At 31.3% G+C, this 20,446-nt stretch carries 19 protein-coding genes, 1 pseudogene and 1 other annotated feature; of the genes and pseudogenes, 17 read left to right on the top strand and 3 right to left on the bottom strand.

Annotation, left to right across the window (positions count from 1 at the left end; all coding sequences use genetic code 11):
• The first annotated feature begins 49 nt into the window (after nucleotides 1-49).
• The gene (locus tag MKX37_RS13030; RefSeq protein ID WP_000007808.1) at nucleotides 50-148 is read left to right on the top strand and encodes a YjcZ family sporulation protein; all 99 of its coding nucleotides are present in this window, start codon (nucleotides 50-52) and stop codon (nucleotides 146-148) included.
• Nucleotides 149-247: 99 nt separating this feature from the next.
• On the opposite strand, the gene MKX37_RS13025 is transcribed toward MKX37_RS13030, so the two are convergent.
• The gene (locus tag MKX37_RS13025) at nucleotides 248-1,567 is read right to left on the bottom strand and encodes a sensor histidine kinase (protein WP_002127637.1); all 1,320 of its coding nucleotides are present in this window, start codon (nucleotides 1,565-1,567) and stop codon (nucleotides 248-250) included.
• A 46-nt stretch (nucleotides 1,568-1,613) separates the two neighbouring features.
• Complete coding sequence (locus MKX37_RS13020) at nucleotides 1,614-2,495, bottom strand: serine/threonine protein kinase (protein ID WP_003189538.1); 882 nt, start codon at nucleotides 2,493-2,495, stop codon at nucleotides 1,614-1,616.
• Nucleotides 2,496-2,621: 126 nt separating this feature from the next.
• Between MKX37_RS13020 and MKX37_RS13015 the strand changes: the two genes are divergently transcribed.
• From MKX37_RS13015 to MKX37_RS12945, 15 genes and pseudogenes are all read left to right on the top strand, one after another.
• Entirely contained in the window at nucleotides 2,622-3,131 is a 510-nt protein-coding gene (locus tag MKX37_RS13015; protein WP_003189540.1) for a GrpB family protein, read from the top strand.
• Nucleotides 3,132-3,250: 119 nt separating this feature from the next.
• Nucleotides 3,251-3,781, top strand: a complete 531-nt coding sequence (locus MKX37_RS13010) for a hypothetical protein (protein ID WP_002085249.1) — start codon at nucleotides 3,251-3,253, stop codon at nucleotides 3,779-3,781.
• Between the two features lie 12 nt (nucleotides 3,782-3,793).
• Nucleotides 3,794-4,468, top strand: coding sequence for a response regulator transcription factor (locus MKX37_RS13005; RefSeq protein WP_002032425.1), 675 nt, complete (start codon nucleotides 3,794-3,796; stop codon nucleotides 4,466-4,468).
• A complete protein-coding gene (locus tag MKX37_RS13000) occupies nucleotides 4,465-5,883 on the top strand; it encodes a HAMP domain-containing histidine kinase (protein ID WP_033729364.1) in 1,419 nt (472 codons plus the stop codon). The genes MKX37_RS13005 and MKX37_RS13000 overlap by 4 nt, the downstream gene beginning before the upstream one ends.
• Nucleotides 5,884-6,027: 144 nt before the next feature.
• Entirely contained in the window at nucleotides 6,028-7,017 is a 990-nt protein-coding gene (locus MKX37_RS12995; RefSeq protein WP_078422525.1) for a zinc-binding dehydrogenase, read from the top strand.
• 273 nt (nucleotides 7,018-7,290) lie between these two features.
• Entirely contained in the window at nucleotides 7,291-7,890 is a 600-nt protein-coding gene (locus MKX37_RS12990) for an undecaprenyl-diphosphatase (protein ID WP_002168277.1), read from the top strand.
• A gap of 237 nt (nucleotides 7,891-8,127) precedes the next feature.
• Nucleotides 8,128-10,266 carry a penicillin-binding protein gene (locus MKX37_RS12985; RefSeq protein ID WP_078422526.1) on the top strand — a complete coding sequence of 713 codons (2,139 nt, stop codon included), beginning with the start codon at nucleotides 8,128-8,130 and terminating at the stop codon, nucleotides 10,264-10,266.
• Between the two features lie 192 nt (nucleotides 10,267-10,458).
• Nucleotides 10,459-10,716, top strand: a binding site (T-box leader).
• A gap of 65 nt (nucleotides 10,717-10,781) precedes the next feature.
• Nucleotides 10,782-12,020, top strand: a complete 1,239-nt coding sequence (locus MKX37_RS12980) for an MFS transporter (RefSeq protein WP_078422527.1) — start codon at nucleotides 10,782-10,784, stop codon at nucleotides 12,018-12,020.
• Between the two features lie 111 nt (nucleotides 12,021-12,131).
• Nucleotides 12,132-13,157, top strand: a complete 1,026-nt coding sequence (locus MKX37_RS12975) for a serine hydrolase domain-containing protein (protein ID WP_078422528.1) — start codon at nucleotides 12,132-12,134, stop codon at nucleotides 13,155-13,157.
• Nucleotides 13,158-13,221: 64 nt separating this feature from the next.
• Nucleotides 13,222-13,347: pseudogene (locus MKX37_RS12970) on the top strand (GNAT family acetyltransferase); the annotation flags it as partial.
• Between the two features lie 143 nt (nucleotides 13,348-13,490).
• Nucleotides 13,491-13,958, top strand: a complete 468-nt coding sequence (locus tag MKX37_RS12965) for a DUF1453 family protein (RefSeq protein WP_078422529.1) — start codon at nucleotides 13,491-13,493, stop codon at nucleotides 13,956-13,958.
• Between the two features lie 79 nt (nucleotides 13,959-14,037).
• Complete coding sequence (locus MKX37_RS12960; protein ID WP_002085266.1) at nucleotides 14,038-14,544, top strand: DUF3189 family protein; 507 nt, start codon at nucleotides 14,038-14,040, stop codon at nucleotides 14,542-14,544.
• A 192-nt stretch (nucleotides 14,545-14,736) separates the two neighbouring features.
• On the top strand, nucleotides 14,737-15,543 hold the full coding sequence (locus MKX37_RS12955; protein WP_002013192.1) for a DegV family protein: 807 nt from the start codon (nucleotides 14,737-14,739) through the stop codon (nucleotides 15,541-15,543).
• A gap of 164 nt (nucleotides 15,544-15,707) precedes the next feature.
• Entirely contained in the window at nucleotides 15,708-16,931 is a 1,224-nt protein-coding gene (locus MKX37_RS12950; RefSeq protein ID WP_002168281.1) for a methyltransferase domain-containing protein, read from the top strand.
• Between the two features lie 113 nt (nucleotides 16,932-17,044).
• Nucleotides 17,045-18,349 (top strand): MFS transporter, encoded by a 1,305-nt coding sequence (locus MKX37_RS12945; protein ID WP_002168282.1) that lies wholly within the window; start codon nucleotides 17,045-17,047, stop codon nucleotides 18,347-18,349.
• A gap of 50 nt (nucleotides 18,350-18,399) precedes the next feature.
• On the opposite strand, the gene MKX37_RS12940 is transcribed toward MKX37_RS12945, so the two are convergent.
• A complete protein-coding gene (locus MKX37_RS12940; RefSeq protein ID WP_016127071.1) occupies nucleotides 18,400-19,098 on the bottom strand; it encodes a hypothetical protein in 699 nt (232 codons plus the stop codon).
• A gap of 506 nt (nucleotides 19,099-19,604) precedes the next feature.
• On the opposite strand from MKX37_RS12940, the gene MKX37_RS12935 reads away from it, so the two are divergent.
• A complete protein-coding gene (locus tag MKX37_RS12935) occupies nucleotides 19,605-20,405 on the top strand; it encodes a GNAT family N-acetyltransferase (RefSeq protein ID WP_078422497.1) in 801 nt (266 codons plus the stop codon).
• The last annotated feature ends 41 nt before the right edge of the window (nucleotides 20,406-20,446 follow it).

The following is a 20,446-nucleotide window of genomic DNA, read 5'->3' as shown; positions in this document are numbered from 1 at the left end:
TAAAATGATCAACTACCTATTAGTTTTCAAACCAAAAGGAGGAGAAAATATGAGTTTCGGTGGTTCTTGTGGTTTTGGTGGAGGTTTCGCTTTATTAGTTGTGTTATTTATTTTATTAATTATTGTTGGATGTAGCTGTTGGAGCTAAGGGTACTAATTTCTAATTAGTCTCTTCTAAATGTAAACTAAAAAAACATAGCAGATACTTTTTGTATCGAAATAAAAAAGGAGCCATTATGCTCCTTTTTTATTTATTATGCAACGTGCTCTCATTATTATATTTTGGGAATGTAATAGTTAAAGTAGTTCCTTTATTAACGATACTTCGGATTTTTAAACTGCCTCGCATCGTTTCAATAATTTTAACAGCAACCATCGTTCCTAAACCCGTACCTTTCGTTTTTGTACTAAAATATGGTTCGCCAAATCGATTAATTTGCTCTTGCGACATTCCAATTCCACTATCTTGAATCCGTATTATAACTTTATTATTACTAACAGATGCAGAAATAATAAGATCACCGCCACATGGCATTGCTTCTATACTGTTTTTTATTAAATTTAAAAAACATTGATGGAAGTGCTGTGTATTACCAATAATTGTTCCCTCTGAGAACTCTTTTGTAATATTAATATTATTCATGTTACAAAAAGGTAACATCATATTAATAACTCGATTTAACTCGTGCTCCACTGAAATATGATCTAGTTTTTCTGAAGCAGGTTTGGCAAAAGTTAAGTAATCATCAATAATTGCTTGTGCACGATTTAACTCTTCAAGAATATGTTCAATATACTCATCTTTGGATTGTTGAGTTATATTGGGTGTTTTTAAAAGTTGTGTAAATCCTTTTACAACAGTCAATGGATTCCTTACTTCATGTGAAATACTTGCAGCGAGTTGGCTGACAATCTCCATTTTTTCGACTTTTATTAATTTTGATCGCATAAATATTGCATCTTTTAAAACCTCATTAAAATAGACCATAAATAATATTAAAATAGTTGGTAATAGAATGAAATAAATAATGTACAAATTATTCACTTCAAAATCTGATAGAGTTAAAACAATTACTGTTGTAAATATTGCAAGGAAAAAAGTTAAAAACATAGATGAAGTTACTTTTATTTTCCTATTGTATGTATTAAATTTTGATGATGCGAATGCTGTAATTATTAACATCGTTCCATAAACAATGATTGTTAACAGGCTAAAACCATAAAACATAAAACGTATTATTAATAAAATCATGAGTAATGCAATACCGACTGGAAATCCACCATAAAGTGTACCAATTAAAAAGGGGATTTGTCTTAAATCGTGAATATAATTTTCATCCATATAGATGGGATACCGCATACATAAAATTAGTGGGATACTCGTACAAAGAATGATAAGTAGTTTCTTATATTTCTTCCCGAAGTACCCACTATCATAAATAAAATAAAAAACAAATATACTGCTTAAAATATAAAGAAGATTATTTAAAACATTTTGATTAATGTAAACAAAGTTCATAATACATGCCCCGTTATCCTGAATTTCAATCCCATATGTATTATACATTATAAAAGTACAAGTTTTACATGTACTTTTACAATGTATGTAGTTTTTATAGATTTTCAGTGTTATAGGCTTTTAACCATGCATTATTAAACTCTTCCATTGACGCATAGCGCTCACTACGATTTTCATTTACAGCACGGTATGCTACTTCATATAAGCCTTCACTAGCTTCCCATTTCATAAAGGAACGATCTTGCCCGCCACCTAGTAGTGCAAAAGCCATAGCCCCCATATTAAATACATTTGTTTTTCCGTCTATTATAGAGTTAAGTTGAAACTCTTCAGGTGACATAAAACGAGATGATCCCCACATTCGTCCCATCTTATTTACATACGGTTTGTTACTGTATAAATCAATATCACAAATTTTTGTTTCATTAGTTTTAAAGTTGTACAAAATACTACCGTCATAAAAATCAATAGCTACATAGTTTTTGTGTTCAACGTAAGTATGGAAATTAAAAATAGAATTTAATGAAATTAGCCTATTTTTAACGGATAATTTCTTATATTTATAAAATGGTGAGTTAGGATCATTGTATTTTGCTGGGGGTGGGAAACTCCAGTGCGGGTGAAGACATTCACCGTCAAACCAATCGAAAATTAAAACATATCCATGTTGTACAGGGGAGTGATCAATTAAACTGATAAGAGAAACGTGTTTTAATTCATTGTATATAGTAACTGAGCTTTTTAATCTTTGTATTGCTTCATTTGTAGAAGCATTATATGCGAGTGTTTGTGCCCCTGCATATTTTATAAAGTTCTTTTTCCCATTCTTTTCAACACCAAAACTTATATTACCGGAATCTTGTTGGTCAAAAACCGCAAATACTGTACCTAGTTTTGTAAGCCAATCAAAATTATGATGTTTTTTTAGTTGGAATGTTATAGTATCTAACTGAATTTTAACTGGAATATCTTTCATAATTCACCTCAAATTTAATATAATTAAGTTGTCCATTACAGTATTCGACATATTTTGTGAAATCCCTATATTTATAAACTTAAATTTTATAAATATAATAATATACAGTTATAAGGAGGAAAGCAAATGGATGGAAAAATCATAATTAAACCGTACCAACAATATTGGCATACAGAGTTTTTAAATGAAAAAAATAAAATTGTGCCGTTACTCCATGAAGAAATTATTGCTATTGAACATATCGGAAGCACAGCCGTAGAAGGGTTAGGGGCTAAACCTCTTATTGATATGATGATCGGCGTAACAAATTTACAAATTACCGAAAATTGGAGGGAAGCCCTAGAAGAAATTGGCTATGAATATGTTCCTAAAAAAACACCTAATTGGCGTTTTTTTAGAAAAGGTAAATGGAGAGCTGGTACCCACCATTTACATGTTTATATTTATAATAGCGAAGAATGGAGGAACAACCTTTTATTTCGAGACTTTCTAATAAATCATGAGTGGGCACGTGAAGAATATAGAAAATTAAAAGAGATGCTTGCTGCTACCTATCCTTTTGATCGTGTTTCATATACAAATGCAAAAGCACCGTTTATTCAAAATATATTAGAAATGGCTAAAAAAGAAAATTAACTTACTATAAGTGGTTTACAAATTTTCATTTTATTTTAATCTTTCTTTCATGTTCCTTTCTTTTTCACTTGATACACTGCTGATTATAGAGCTTTTGAGTCAAAAGGAGATTATATAAAATGGAGAAAATACTTAGAAATAAATATTTCCATATATATGTTAAAATAATTGGTATTACTATTATTGTTTGTAGTGTAGAATTGCTATTTATTAATGTTTTGTACGGGAATGTATTAAATGTACAATGGCTAAATAAGAAATTAGGTTCTTTAGGTGAATACGGGGTAATTATAGCTGCATCATTATGGTTCTTACGTCATATATGGTTATTTTTAAAGAAGAAACATATTCACGGATTTAAAATAATTAAAGAGCTATATCTCTTTATAAAACATTTTCACGTATTAATTGGATACGCTGTAATAGCTGTTGCGACTACTCACGGTGTTTACTTTTTAATAAAAGGAAGTCGTCATATAATACTAATATACAGTGGTATATTTTCTCTTTTAACCTTAATAACATTAGGGGTTGCGGGATTTGTTTTACAGAAATCTAATCAGAAAACAAAATTGAAGATGTATCGAAAAGCACATCAAATTATTGCAGTCATATTCGGAATAGGATTACTTATTCATTTAATCGTATAGGAGGAAGTATCGTTGCAACATATACTAATTATTGAGGATGAGGAAAGCTTAGCAGATTTTTTAGAATTAGAATTAAAGTATGAAGGATATATAGTAGATATACAACTTGATGGAAGAAAGGGATTAGAAGCAGCACTTGAAAAGAATTACGATCTCATTTTACTTGATTTAATGTTACCAGGATTAAACGGACTGGAAGTATGTCGTCGACTAAGAGCAACTAAAAGTACACCTATTATTATGTTGACTGCTCGTGATAGTATTATGGACCGTGTGACAGGGTTAGATAGTGGAGCAGATGATTATCTTCCAAAACCGTTTGCAATTGAAGAACTTTTAGCACGTATGAGAGTGATTTTTAGGAGAGAAGAAAATACAGAGCAAAAGCACGCATCATTTCTTTCGTTTAAAGATCTACAGCTTCAGATTGAATCTCGAACTATAACTAAAGGAAATGAAGAAATTGAACTTACAAATAAAGAATTCGAGCTACTGCTTATGTTTATGAAAAATATTAATCGAGTTCTTACCCGTGATATTTTACTGGACCAAGTATGGGGTTATGATGCAATGGTTGAGACGAATATAGTCGATGTATATGTTCGTTATTTACGTAATAAGTTACATAGTGTGGATAAGGAGGAGTATATCCAAACAGTCCGCGGTGCTGGATATATAATGAAATGATAAAAAACATTGTGTACCGAATTCGAAATTTACCTATAAAGTGGAAATTAACACTTTGGTCCACTACACTAGTATTCATTTTGTTTATTTTGTATAGCACGTTACAATTCATTGTAATTAATAAGTGGACTATAGATTATGAACAGAAACAAATAAACAGACAATTGACAGAAATAGCGGCATATTTTCAAGATAAAAACGAAACGCTCTCGAGCAAAACATTTGAAAATAGTAAAGAATTTCTAAATAATATGATTGATAAACATCAAATGATTCGTATTATCGGAAATGATGGAAAGCCCATTGTTACTGTTTCTCGAGGTTTTAATGAAGCTTGGATAAAACCAAAACAGGTTACCCAAGATGAATCCTTAATAAAAAGACATATAGAAGATCGAATATTAGTTGAGCGCATACCAATTCAAACAAAAAAATTCACGGGAACTATTGAACTTACGAAAAACTTAGAGACATTTGATCATTTATTAAAAATTATCTTAGTGGTAATGGTCTTTGCAGGGATATGTGGATTAGTGTTTAGTTTTTTAGGCGGAATACTTATAACGAAAAAGCTTTTATCAAGTGTTCAAAACATAACGGATACGATGAAGCGTATTAAGAAAAACGGACTAAATGAAAGAGTTCCAGTACGAGAAAATAATGATGAACTCGCAAAATTATCGATTCTTTTTAATGAAATGATGGATGAAGTGGAAACTTCTTTTACACAGCAAAAACAGTTTGTAGAAGACGCATCGCATGAATTAAGAACACCATTAACAATTATTCAAGGGCACTTATCAATGCTGAATCGATGGGGGAAAAATGATCCAGCTATATTGGATAAATCTCTTCAATCCAGTTTAAAAGAAGTAGATCGATTAAATAAATTAGTTTCAGAATTGCTAGAGCTATCAAGGGCTGAATCAGAACAGATATATCCAATAGCAGCTGAACGAGTCCATGTTAATAGCGTATTAAAACAAATTACACAAAACTTTGCAATACTGCAAACTGACTTTCAATTTGATATGAAATTGGATGCAGATGAAGCGTATGTTTCAATACCATCATCTTACTTAGAACAAATAATTATTATTGTAATGGATAATGCAGTGAAATATACAAAAGAAGCTAATAAGTATATTTGCATTGAATCAAGTATACGGTCAGGAAAAATTAAAATCCGAATAATAGATCATGGGGCAGGAATACCTGAAGCAGATTTACCATTTGTTCTTAACCGTTTTTATAGAGTTGATAAAGCGAGAAGCCGAAAACAAGGTGGAAATGGGCTAGGTTTATCAATTGCAAAAAGGCTTGTAGAAAAATATAACGGAGCTATTCAATTAGAGAGTAAAGAAAACGAAGGAACAATTGTTGCAATTACATTTCCGGATACTACACATGAATAGTTAAAGGTAAAAAATTCTTTTTGAAAATACTATTTAAAAGGAGGAATACATTTTGTATTTCCTCCTTTTTGATGCTTAGTAATCAAATTATTTTATTTATTTCGATATTTAAAGTACATTGAAAGGATTAAGGGGGAATAATTAATGAAAGCTATTGTACATCAACATAAAAAAGGATTAGAAGGTTTAGAATATAAATTATCACCTGAGATAACTCCTAACATTGGAGAGGTTAAAGTGAAATTAAAAGCAGCAGGTTTAAATCATCGTGATTTATTTATAATGAATAATAGAAAAGAAATGGAACTACCATTAGTTTTAGGGTCAGATGGTGCAGGTATTGTTATAGAACTAGGAGAAGGAGTTTCAAATATTTCACTACATACCGAGGTTATTATTAACCCTAGTATTGGATGGAATAATACTCATGAAATACCAGAGTTACCTGAAGTACTAGGTGGACCAGCAGATGGAACATTTGCTGAATATGTTATTGTACCAGCAGAAAATGTAGTGGAAAAGCCATCATATCTTACGTGGGAAGAATCTGGCGTTTTATCTTTATCGGCATTAACTGCATATAGAGCGCTTTTTACAAAAGGTAGATTAAAACCTGAAGAACATGTCCTAATTCCGGGAATCGGCGGTGGTGTAGCTACTTATGCTATGTTATTTGCTAAAGCAATTGGAGCAAAGGTGAGTGTTACTTCAAGGATAGAGGGCAAAAGAAAGACTGCTGAAAAATATGGAGCAGACTTTTCTTTTAATAGTTCTGGTAATTGGGACGAGTGCCTACATGGAGAAAAAGTGGATTTAATTATAGATAGTATAGGTCCGGCGACTTTCTTAAAATATTTTGATATATTAAAACCAAATGGAAGAATCGTTAACTTTGGTGCAAGTTCAGGAGATAAAATCGAATTACCGTTACGAGCATTATTTTATAATCAAATTGATATTATGGGAACATCAATGGGAAGCTGTGAAGAATTTAATGAGATGGCTCATTTTATAGAGAAACATAATATTAAACCAATTATTGATAAAGTATATCCATTAGAAGAAGCAATCCAAGCTTTAAATCGAATGAAGCAAGGAGAACAATTCGGTAATATTGCCCTTCGTATGGAATAAGAATATGATTTCGTAACTAATATATTTAAATGAATATGTTATGTATTATATCCATGCATAGAGTGTTCACCATACTATTTAAAATGGTTTACAACCTTTATACATATTTAGCTCGTGTAAATAGTTACACCATTGTCAAATGAATAGTAGCAAAATGAGAATTTGATGAGAAAAGTTTAAACCCATTTTCATATTGATGTTGTATACTGTGTAAATCAAGAACACTTGTATCTTTATTGAAAGTACAATGAGAAAAAATAAGGAGAGAGTAATATGAATTACACAGTATTTCAATGGATTAATAACTTTGCTGGATCATCCAAGCTATTAGATACGCTAATGATCGCTATTACAAATAGTGCTGCATATGTAGCTATTCTATTTATGCTTATCCTATGGTTCAATAATGGAAAGAAAGAGAATGCAATTAGAAAACAATATACAATGTTATATACGACACTTTCAGTTAGTATTGCATTATTAGTAAATGTTCTTATACATGCGGTATATTACCATCCGCGTCCTTTTATAACACATCATGTCAATCAATTAGTACCGCATGCAGCAGATTCATCATTTGTAAGTGATCATTCTGTACTCGTATTTTCGATTGCTTTCGTATTTATTCTTAGAGGAGAAAAACTTAAATATATCGCGTTAATATGGGCAATATTAGTCGGTGTATCACGCATGTACGTAGGCGTTCATTATCCTCTAGATATACTTGGTGCTGCGTTCTTAACATTTATTACAAGTGGATTAGTAATGCAAAGTGCACGTATATTTGAACCGTTAGTTCGTTTTATTTTCAAAATGTATGCACTAGTAGCAAAACGAGTTCCTTTTTTAGCGAAATATAACCATATAGCTTAATAAAAAGAACCTACAAAAAGTAGGTTCTTTTTATTTGAAAATTCTTAAATTTCACTTACCGTATTTTATGTTAAAAAACATAGAATTAATAAAAAACAAGTAGCAACAGAACTGGTTTTCTTATTGTTATAGAGGAATTAGTAAAAAAACTTCGAAAAATATAGTATCTACTATATTAAAGAACATATTTAGTAGCGCATCTTCGCATTAATGCATTGTAAAGGAAAGGAGATTAGTATGCATAAACTTCAAACGAATAAAGGCGCTCGATATATGATGATTGCTTTTATTGTTTTGTTTCTTACTATGCTTTTACGTATGTTTTATATTCAAGCGGTAGGAGTCGTGCATAATGTTAATGTAAAGGATCTTGCGAAGGAACAACAAAACAAAAATGGAGTTTTAGAGGCAAATCGCGGGACAATTTATGATCAAAACGGTAAAGTATTAGTCCAAGACTCAACGACATATCGCATCGTTGTAAACCTAAAAGGAAAAGATAAATTAAAAGATAAAGAAGATACTGCACAACGTTTAGCAGATGCGCTTGAAGTTGATAAAGAGAAGATTATGAAAAATTTTCACGAAGGACGTACGCAAGTTGAAATTGGTAAAATTGGACGTAACTTATCTAGAGAAGCGAAGGAAGAGATTAATAATTTGAAAATACCAGGTGTATCTTTCACAACAGAAAAAGCCAGAGTATACCCAAATGAAGATTTCGCCTCGTATATACTTGGTTTTGCAAGACCAGACGATAAAGGTAATGCCGTGGGGAAGTTTGGGCTTGAAGAAAGTTTGGATAAATATTTGCGCTCTACAAATGGTAATGTTTCATATGTAGGTTCAAGAAAAGGAATCCCACTTACAAATGATATAGGAAAAGTAGAACCTGCTAAAAATGGAAATAACGTATATCTTACGCTTGATAAACAAATTAATAGTTTTTTAGAAGACGCGATGAATAAAGCGGCGCAACACTATGATCCTTCTATGTTAGTAGGTATTATTGCGGATCCAAAAACAGGTAAGATTTTAGCAATGTCTAGTAAGCCTAGTTATAATCCTAACAAAGGAGACATTGAATATTTTTTAAACGATCCAATTGCGAATGCATTCGAACCAGGGTCTACAATGAAAGTTTTTACATTAGCTGCTGCAATTAATGAAGGTGTATATAACGGGAAAGAATATTTCCAATCAGGAAAATATGCAGTTGGTTCAGCAGAGATTAAAGATCATAATGGCGGCTATGGATGGGGTTCAATTACATTTGATGAAGGGTTTGAACGGTCATCGAACGTTGCTTTTTCTATTTTAGAAGATCAGTTACTGAAACCAAATAAATTCAAGCAATATATGAATTTATTTGGTTTCAATCAAAAAACAGGGATAGATTTGCCTGGAGAAAGTAAAAATACATTATTGTTAAATACTCAAATTCAACAAGTTACTACATCTTTCGGCCAAGGCTCAACTGTAACTCCTATTCAAATCGTACAAGCGGCCACAGCTATAGCAAATGACGGGAAAATGATGCAACCTTATATTGTTGATAAGGTTGTAAATCCAACAAATAAACAAGTTATTATGGAAAATCAACCTAAAGAAATAGGGAATCCGATTAAAAAAGAAACCGCAGATAAGGTAAGGAACTTAATGGAGCGTGTTATAACATCATCTAAAGGAACGGGAACGATGTATAAAATTGATGGTTATCCGATTGGTGGTAAAACAGGGACAGCGCAAATTCCGAATCCTGAAAATGGACGATATATGGAAGGGAAAGATAATTATATTTTTTCATTCTTAGGAATGGCTCCAATTGATGATCCGCAATTAGTCGTATATTTAGCCATTAAGCAACCTAAATTAAAGGGGAATGAATACGGTGCTCAGCCTCTTGCTGAAATTTTTAAACCAGTTATGAAAAATAGTCTAGAATATTTAAAAGTGAAACCATATACAGAAAAGAAAATGGCAGATGCAACAAAGCAATCTGAAATAAAAGTACAAAATTATGTAAATCAAACAATGGATACTGTAAAAAATATTGCAGAAAAAGAGAAACTTCAGCCGGTATTATTAGGAGAAGGAAAGATAATAAAACAATATCCACAGACTGGCGAGGTAATGAGTGAAGGAGATCGCATATTTCTAGTAGGAAGTAATGTGAAAATGCCTAACCTAAAAGGTTGGTCAATGCGTGATGTTATGTATTTCTCTAAGTTGTTGAAATTAGATTTAAAAACAACAGGTACAGGGTATGTAACGAGTCAAAGCATTGAAAAGGGAGAATATATACAAGAAGGTGATACTTTAAAACTAGATTTGGAACCGCCTCTAGAACCATTAGCAGAAGCGAGTACAAATTAATATCGAATTTTGTAAGAGTCTATAGTATAATAGGCTCTTTTTTTTTTAGAGTTACAAGCAATTTCACGCACCGTATTTTTTAATAAATAAAAAATAAAGTTACAAAATTATAAAGGATGCTCACTTTTAAAAAAACTGATTATTCTTTTTAATTATTTACAATATAAAACCTATGTGATAATATGGAAAAAACCAAATGCAGTGAAGAGAAGAGTAAATAAAATGAATTTTTCACAGAGAGCTCTATTTAGCTGAAAAGGAGCAAAAATTCTTTATTGAACCAAGCCTCTGAGCAGCACATCGGAACCTTTTAAAAGTGGATGGTGTGACGGGAGCTCCCGTTATAGAGATAAGGTATAAGCATGAAAATAGTGCAGTACCTGATAAGGTTAATATGGTGACATATTAACAAACTAGGGTGGCACCGCGATGATAAATCTCGTCCCTAAGACTAAAAGTCTTGGGGGTGGGATTTTTTTATTGTTTTAAAACAATTTAGAAAGCGGGTGCCTAAAGTGAAAAAATTACTTGAAGATTGGAAATATCCTTTATTACTATTGTCCGGAGTTGGTATTGCGAATTTAGGTGCATGGATTTATTTAATCGCACTGAATGTACTTGTCTATAATATGGGTGGCTCAGCCTTAGCTGTCGCTACTTTATATGTGATAAAACCATTAGCCACTTTATTTACAAACGCTTGGTCAGGAAGTATGATAGATCGTTTAAATAAACGAAAGTTAATGATTCACCTCGATATATATCGAGCAGTATTTATCGCTATTTTACCCTTGGTTCCATCCCTTTGGATTGTCTATCTCTTAGTATTTTTTATAAGCATGGCCAGTGCGATTTATGAACCAACTGCTATGACATATATGACGAAATTAATTCCAGTAGAGCAAAGACAACGTTTCAACTCACTACGTAGTTTAATAGGATCTGGTGCATTTTTAATTGGTCCAGCAGTAGCGGGGATATTATTAATAACTGGTACACCAGAGTTTGCTATATATATGAATGCTATAGCATTTCTGTTATCAGGGTTAATTACATTACTTTTACCTGATCTTGATAAAAAATACGTTTCTAATACATCAAGTGATAAGTTATCTCTAACTGTACTAAAAAAAGATTGGAACATAGTTTTAAATTTCAGCAAAAAATCTGTGTATATAGGATGTGTTTATTTCCTATTCCAAGGAATGATGGTTTTAGCTACCGCTATAGATTCACTTGAACTATCATTTGCGAAAGAAGTTTTATTGTTAACAGATAGTGAGTATGGCTTCCTAGTTAGTATCGCTGGAGCGGGTTTTATTTTAGGAGCCATAACAAATACAATTTTATCAAAAAAATTAGCACCTTCATTTCTAATTGGGATAGGATCATTATTCATTGCAATCGGATATTTGATTTATGCTTTTTCAAGTGAGTTTTTAATAGCTGCTATCGGATTCTTTGTTTTATCTTTCTCTATGGCATATGCAAATACGGGATTTTACACATTTTATCAAAATAACGTTCCGGTTCATATGATGGGACGAATCGGGAGTATATACGGGCTCGTTATAGCTGTTTTTACAATTTTTATAACGATTCTGTTCGGCGTTGCAACTCAATTCACTTCTATACAACTTGTAGTCATTGTAGGAGTATTGGTAATGCTACTTATTACTATTATATTGTGCGTGTTTACTTTATTACCATCGCGGTCTAAGGTATATTCCGCTGAATCAATAAATTCGAAATAGTTCCCTTGGTTTTTATTTGAAAATTAGGGGGTTGAATAGGAGGTTTCTTTCCCCTATATATGGAAAAATAATAAGAGGAAAGAACAATACCAATAAATAAGGGTGGTTATTATGATAAAAACAAAAGATCAAATAGAGAAAATTGTAAAAGAAATACATCAGAATATAGATTTTTCTGGGGTAGTCTTAATAAAAAAAGATGATGATATTATTTATGAAAATTCATTTGGATATGCTAACCGAAGTGAATGTATAAACAATACACTACAAACAAGATTTGGAATTGCCTCAGGATGCAAATTATTTACTGCTATCAGTATCTGTCAACTTGTTGAAAGAGGTGTAATTACTTTTCATACAAAGTTAAAAGATTGTCTACATATTAAATTCCCAAACTTTAATGAAGATATTACAGTACATCAACTTTTAACGCATAGTTCGGGTATTCCAGATTATTTTGATGAAAGTATCATGGATAACTTTGAAGACCTTTGGAAACAAACTCCTATGTATCTATTAAAAAGTTTAAAAGACTTTTTACCATTATTCCAAAACAGTAATATGATGTTTACACCAGGAAGTAAGTTTTACTATAATAATGCAGGTTTTATTATACTTGGATTAATTATAGAACAGCAGACAGGACTTGAATTTACGGAATATATAGAAAGAAACATATTTGTTCCAGTTGGTATGAATGATTCAGGCTATTTCTCTTTAGATAATTTACCAAAACATACTGCTCTCGGATATATAAAGGATGTAAATAGTCAAAAATGGAGAACAAATGCATACTCTATACCCATAAAAGGAGGTTCTGATGGCGGTGCTTACATTACTGCACCAGATATGGTGAAATTTTGGGAAGCTCTATTTAACAACGAAATATTAAGCCGCGAATATACGAAGTTACTTTTAACTCCTCATATTTTGGTGAATAATAGCCAGTCTTACGGCTATGGAATATGGATTGAGAAAAGACAAGAAAATATTTTTAAATATCATGTAATGGGATATGATCCAGGCGTGAGTTTTCGCTCGGCCGTATACCCGGAATTAGGAATTACATTAGTTATTCCATCAAATAAAGGGGCAGGACCTGAAAAACTAATGGTGGAAATAGAAGGAGCTTTTTAATTACATGGATATAAAAATTAGAGCATATAAAAAAGAAGACGAAATAGGCTAGGTACGTTGCCGTGTGTTATCTTTTTTAGATACAGCATATTATGACAATGTACTTAGAGGGAAAGAAAAATATGAAAATCCCGCAATTGAACTAGTTGCTATACATGAAGAACAAGTAGTAGGAGACGTACGAGTAAAAAGTACGTCTTTTTACTTTTATAAATAATGCTTAAGGCTGATGGGAAATCACATTCCATATTATACAAATTAAAGTAGCTATCGTATTTCAAACAGAGACGAATATAATTTTCAAAGGTAAACAAGTATATAGGAGGACTCTAAATGGATATTCTATTTGTTATTCTACTTGTTATTCTTATAATTGTATTAATTCAAGGTAAGGAATACAAAGTGAATATTAATCGTATTTGGCTCATTCCGGCTTTGCTGTGCTTTGTAACAATCCAGTCCATTATTCATATGGGACAATTAAATATATTGCACGTACTACTATTCGTTGCAATGCTCGGAATGGGATTGGGTCTTGGAGTTATTAAGGGAAAAACTTTAACATTTCGATTAGATAGTGAAACAGGTCATGTATTACGAAAAGGGAATTGGTTAAGTACAATTTTTCTACTTGTTATTTTAGGTGCAAAAGTTTCGATTAAGCAAAGTATGTTTTCTGGCAGTACTCACCACACATTAATGGTTGTAACGAATGCCTTTTTATGTATCACATTAGGTACCGTAATTAGTAGACGCTATTATATTTGGAAAAAATATAATGAATTAACACAAAAAGCGTAAATACATTCGTCCCTTGTTTAACAACGCTGTGAACGGTAATACTAAATAATATTGAACTTTTACAACAAGGGATGATAATATGATATTCATTTACACAGATTTCGGTGGAACGCATACAACCTCGCTAGCTGCAGCTTATCATTTGAATAAATTACCAACTGATCGGAAGTTAACGAAAGAAGAAATTTTAAATGTGGAGTACTTTAATAAATTGAAAACAGAAGATATGGGGAAAATTATTTTTCATGGACAAGATGAATATGGGAATCCCGTATATACAATTGGATGCGGGGCATCAAAAGTCGTTGTACCTGCGATGAAGCATTTAGGAGAGATTCTGCAAAAACATTATCAAAACCATGACAAAATTATTTTCTCTAATACATCACCAACAGTTCCATTGCCAATGACTTTAGGCGGTTTGTTTTCTAGAAGATTTCATATTGATTTTATTGGTGTACCGTTACTCGTATGGGGAGCAAAAATTTGCTGTGATAACATCCAGCGGCTTGTCAGTTATACGAAAGAAGCGGGGCGAATGACAAATGATTATGTTGTTATTTTAGATAACGAAACATTTAAGTAATGTTAAAAGAAGACCGGAAAATTTTGTGGTTTTCTTTTTTTTTGACAAATAGACAAAAAACATTCACATTTATTATACATCTACTATAGCAAAAATAATAAAGTCCTGTTACTATTACAGGGGATATTCTCTTTTCGTAAGATAAATATATAGAAAAGTCAGAAAAGAGGAACAGAATAAGGGAGGAACAACATGAAGCGTGTTGCTTGGTTTACTGATAGTACAACTGCGAGTTTTACAACAGATGGTGATAACTTTGTTATCCCAATTGAAGTTATTATTGATGGAGTGTCTTATAAGGATTGTGAAGAAGGAGTTCATAAACGTCTTTATGAAGCGTTAAATGATGGAAGAACAGTTACTACTTCGCAACCTAACATAGGGGAAATGGTAGAATTATTTACTAAATGCAAAGAAGAATATGAAGAAGGCTTTGCAGTTGCTATTAGCGGAAAAGTAAGTGGGACCTATCAAAATATGAAGCTAGCTGCTGATATGGCAGGTTTCCCTTTAACTGTATTAGATAGTGAAACGACAAGTTATCCAATGGATGAACTTTTGAGAAAAGCTAAAACGTTATACAATGATGGTATGACTTTACAAGATATACATAAAACATTAGTAGATGAAAAAAGAAGGCCTTTTTATGTATTTCCAAAAAGCTTAAAAGGTTTATATGCAAGTGGTCGAGTAAAGGGAGTTCAATTTTTACTTGGAAGTTTATTAAGTGTCAACTTAATCTTAGAAGTAAAAGGCGGAGAACTTTTACTTGAAAAGAAAGTGCGTAAAATCCAAAAATGTAGAGAATACATTAAAAATGAGCTTGAAAAAGAATTACCAAAAGTACTTCATATGTTCTATGCTAACGATAAAAATGGAGCTGAAGAATGGATTTCAGATATTAAACAAGCATTCCCTGAAATGGATTTCAAGCTTTATCCATTGCCGATTTCATTTGCTGTACATGCAGGTGAAGGTACAATAGCAATTAGTTATTAAGAGGAAAACCCGTGAATAATTCGCGGGTTTTTTATTTTTTTCTACAACAAATATGAAGTATCCATTGAATCTACCCCATACTAGATAATTATGTATAGATAAAAGGATTTCCTACTATTAGAAAAGAAGTATTTATAAACAAATACTAAAATGGTAGTGATATTATGAAAATCGGTAAATTTGGAGAAAAAAATAATTTAAGTATAGATGCGATTAGACATTATATGGATCTCGGGCTAATTATCCCCGAAAAGAAGGGTGGCCATTATTTTTTTGATGAGTATTGTCAAAAAGATGTAGAGCTTATATTAGAGTACAAATGGCTAGGATTTAGTTTGAATGAAATTAAAGAACTTTTTCTTTATAAAAGTTTAGCAAAATCTATAAATTATGAAAAAGATACTTTTTACCAATCTTTATTTAAATTGAAATATGAAAAGGTGGAACATGAAATAAAAAATTTAAAGGAAAGAAGAGATAAATTAAAGGCAGCGTTAAATGATTTATCTATAACAACTCAGATTTCTAATTCAATTTTAGGGATAGATTTAAGGGTACTTAATTTTCTTACATGTTTTAAGTGTAGCGGGAATTTAATTCTTCAAGATGGAATTATTAATAGCAATCAAATTACGGAGGGGAAATTAACTTGTAATTGTGGCGAAGAGTATGTTATTAATTCAGGGATTTTAACAGCAGGTAAATCGTTTGAAACGTCTGACAGGGCTTCTTTTGAAGATCCTATTTCAAATTATATCCATGAAACTGATTCTTCTTATTTGGAGAATATACATAGAGTAGGAGAATGGGCGAAAAAGAAACTAAAACAACTAGATTTAAATGACAAGGTAATACTTGATATAGGATCAGGTCTTGGATTCTTTTTACGAAATATTTATGAAGAGCTGCCAGAGGATTGCTTATATATTGCTGTTGATCGAGATTTGAATAAACTTCTATTTTTAAAAGATGTAATTGAAAGAAGAAATTCCAAAAGAAACATTCTTTTTATTTGCGCTGATTTTTTAAGTATACCTATTCAGAATCATTCTGTTGATATTGTAATTGATCAGTCTGGTACAAGTAATTACAGTTTTGAGCATGAAAATTTTTTATTACATGAATTAAATTCCCTTTTAAAACCTGATTGTTATTTATTAAGTTCATTTATTTTATTTAAAAATTTCAGCATAAATAGCCAAATTACAACTAGATTTCGAGATAATTTTACGTCTTCAAAAGTGAAGAGAGAAATCCAAAAGCTACAGTTTAATTCCATAGATGAAAGAACTTCAGAATATATAGAACGAGGAGGAAAATACGAGGATTTCTTTGTTCAAGGAGAAGAAATTTATACATATTCATTTTTCGGAAAAAGATGGGGTTAACCCCATCTTTTTTAATTTTTCTTTTAAAAGTTTTTAATACTAGCATATTGATATTGGGTTGACCCGAGAACTTACACTATACGTAATACAAAGTTAAGTGGGAGGGAAAAGTTATGGAGAGTTTACGAATACATTTACAAAATGAAAAAAGCAATCAAGAACTAAGAAATATTTGTCTCTATGTAATTGGGAAAACAGTATCAATATTTGGTAGCTCTATTTATAGTTTTGCATTAGGATTATATGTTTTACAAATAACCGGATCAGCATTAAATTTCGCAATTACACTCATTTTAGGAACGATTCCAATGATTGTTATGAATCCATTTGCCGGCGTAATCGCAGATAAGGTTGATAAAAAGAAGCTGGTTATTTGTATGGATCTACTAAATGGATGCTTATTAATTGCTGTTTATATAGTAAGCAGCAATTATGGATTAAACTTATTCATCATTTATGCTACTACCTTTCTTATGTCGGTATTTACAACATTCTTCGGAATAGGATTAGAAGCCGCAAAACCAAATATCGTCTCTAAAGAGAAGCTAATGAGTATTAACTCTATAAGTAAAATTATCGATTCTGTATCTTTGATTCTCGGTCCTATGTTAGGTGGCATCATTTTTGCTGTATTAGATATAAAAACTTTTATAATTATAAATGGTATTTCATTTATTCTTTCGGGCATATCCATATTGTTTATTCACTTTAAATTGTTCGAGTACAACATAAAAGATGGATGTTCAAAAAGAGAAATTAATTTTATTAAAGATATAAAAGAGGGGTTTTCTTACTTAATTGAAAGGGAAAGCTTAAAAAATACGTTTCGTATTTTAACTGTACTTAATTTCTTCCTAGGTTTTGCTGTAATCGTCCCATTACCATACATAATAAACACAGTTCTCAATCTTAGTTCGAAGCAATTTGGCATGATTCATGGGACTTTTCCAGTAGGAATGATAGTTGGTGCAATATTAGTAAAAAAGATAACTGATCGTTTTTCTTATTCCTATCTTTTAAAAAAATCAAGTTTTATGTTGGCAATTTTTATGATAATTTCAGGGATTCCAATTTCATTCAAAAGTATTGAAGTAGATAATTTTGTATACGTTACTACGTATTGCATTATTATGTTCTTTTTAGGGCTAATGATAGCACTAATTGATATTCCTTTAACTTATTTCATGCAAAAAGAGATTCCCGATGAATATAGGGGAAGAGTGCTCAGTATTGGATTAAGCATAGGTAAAATGATGCAGCCAATAGCACTAGCATTATCAGGTCTATTATTAAATTATATTCCAGCCTACATGCTTCCAATTGCAGGAGGGATAGTATTTCTTATTTTAAATAAAGCTTACTCAAATAAGTTGAATTTAGAAATTCATTCAAAAGATTATAGTGTTTTGCGTAGCTAAGTGATATTGTTAAATGTTTAAAAAGCACAGGAACATCATCCTGTGCTTTTCTATCGTAATTCAGCTGTCTTTCTAATGACAATCTTATCAATATCATCTTCTTCTTCACCAATAAATAACCCGCGCTCTTTTAAATATGTTTCAAAGTATAAATCTGCTTCTGCACGTTCATCATATGGCTTTACAGATAGAACGAAACCTAATTTATTTTGCTCCTCTAAATGAGAAGTGGAGATGTAAGCCGGTACATTGTGGCGTAAAAAGAGCTCTTTAACAGGAATGATCATATCTTTCATTAACTTCGTTAACATACCCATTTCAAACTCAAAATTAAAGCGATCTATACTAGATAAATCCGCGAATACTACACCAATAAAACCTGTATTAAATACTTCTTGATATTCTACTTCTTCGTTACCGTAAAAATTCTTTTCAATTAAATAATTTATAAAATAAGAAACACCATCACTTTGTTCAAAAGGTTTTGTTGAAAGAACGAAGCCGATTTTCTTTTGTTTATGTAAATACACACATGACATGTATGCAGCGGTATTATGTTCTTTAAATAATGCACTCGTTGCTCCAGATAGACCATCTAGTACGTGATGCACAATTTGAAGTTTTTTACGAGCGAAATAATAGGATTTCTTTTGTAACTCCAATGTATCAATAAAGACAGAGCCGATAAAGCCTGTATTTGAAATAATAGGTGTTTGCTTTTTTCTTCCTCTGCGCTTTGCTTGAGTCATTGTTGAAATCATCCCTTCATGTACAAATAAATTAAAAAGAACATTTGTTCGTATATTTATATTTTACTATTAAAACGCACTAAAGTAAAGGGTTTTTGACGAAAAAACAATAAAAAAGACACCTATAAAAGGTGCCTTAAACGTTGCAGGGAAGAGGTTTCATCCCATTATTTATATTAAGATACAGATACAATCTCTTCTGTATCTTCTACATCTAAATGACAGTCCATAGTACGAACATCTTGATCTTCATGACTTCCGAAATAAATAGTAATTTTCATATGTATCGCTCCTTTATTCTAGGAATACCTAAAATAATTACTAGTAATGTTAATATTTATTATATACCACTTTTTTCATTCCGACAACGTTATATCATTTTTAATTCTTTTAGGGCGCAAAGAGTGATTTATAGAGATATTTTTATAGAAATAGGTACATTTCTTATATGATATATTTAATACTGAAGGATTCGAATACGAATTTTTATGAAAGGAGCAAAATGAATGAATTATAAACAGTTACTAATAGACAATTTTACATATAAAACCTCATATATTGCGCGGCAGGTAAATGGAATGGATGTAAAAGAAACGAAGGATTACATTACTGTCGACTGCGGATTACCTGCAGATACATTTAATATTATCACACTACTAAATAGTAATGTAATGGAAGGAATCGAGAAATTATATAAGGAGGTAGAATACTATAATCATGAGAAATTTCCAATGAGTGTTTGGTTTTGGGATGATAAGCAAGAACAGACTATAAAAAGCGAATTAATCAAACTTGGTTTAAAAGAAGCTGAAAAGAATATCGCGATGGTAGCAGAATTAAAAACAATTCATCCAAGAATAAACATGCCAGTAGGTTTTACGATACAAAAAGCATCTTCTTCAGGACAAATCAAAAAGTTTGGAGAAACGTTAGCTAATCTATTTGGTACATCAGAGGAAGGTAAAAATGTACAAGCATACTATAATCAAATTTCTTCTTTAAATTTATGGAATAGCGATAACATGAAACTATACTTAGGTCTTTATAAAGGTGAGGTAGTATCTGTTGGCTCTTTAGTATGTACGAAAGATAGTGTCGGTATTTATGATATAGCGACTAAAGAAGAAATGAGAGGACAAGGATTCGGCTCTACTATGTTTAATTTCTTGCTGCAAGAAGCTGAACAACTAAAAAATACGTATTGCGTATTACAAGCTTCACCTGATGGAATAAATATTTATAAAAAATCCGGCTTTCAAGTTGTAGGACAAATGACTGTTTTTGAAAATCGGCATTTATTTGAGTAAATCATCCAAGTCAAATTGTTTTAAATATAGGAGTTAACATA

The organism is Bacillus sp. FSL R5-0709 (genome assembly GCF_038004785.1).
GTDB lineage: Bacteria > Bacillota > Bacilli > Bacillales > Bacillaceae_G > Bacillus_A > Bacillus_A mycoides.
Note: the sequence above shows the minus strand (reverse complement) of the source record. Positions and strands in the feature narration are given on the sequence as shown.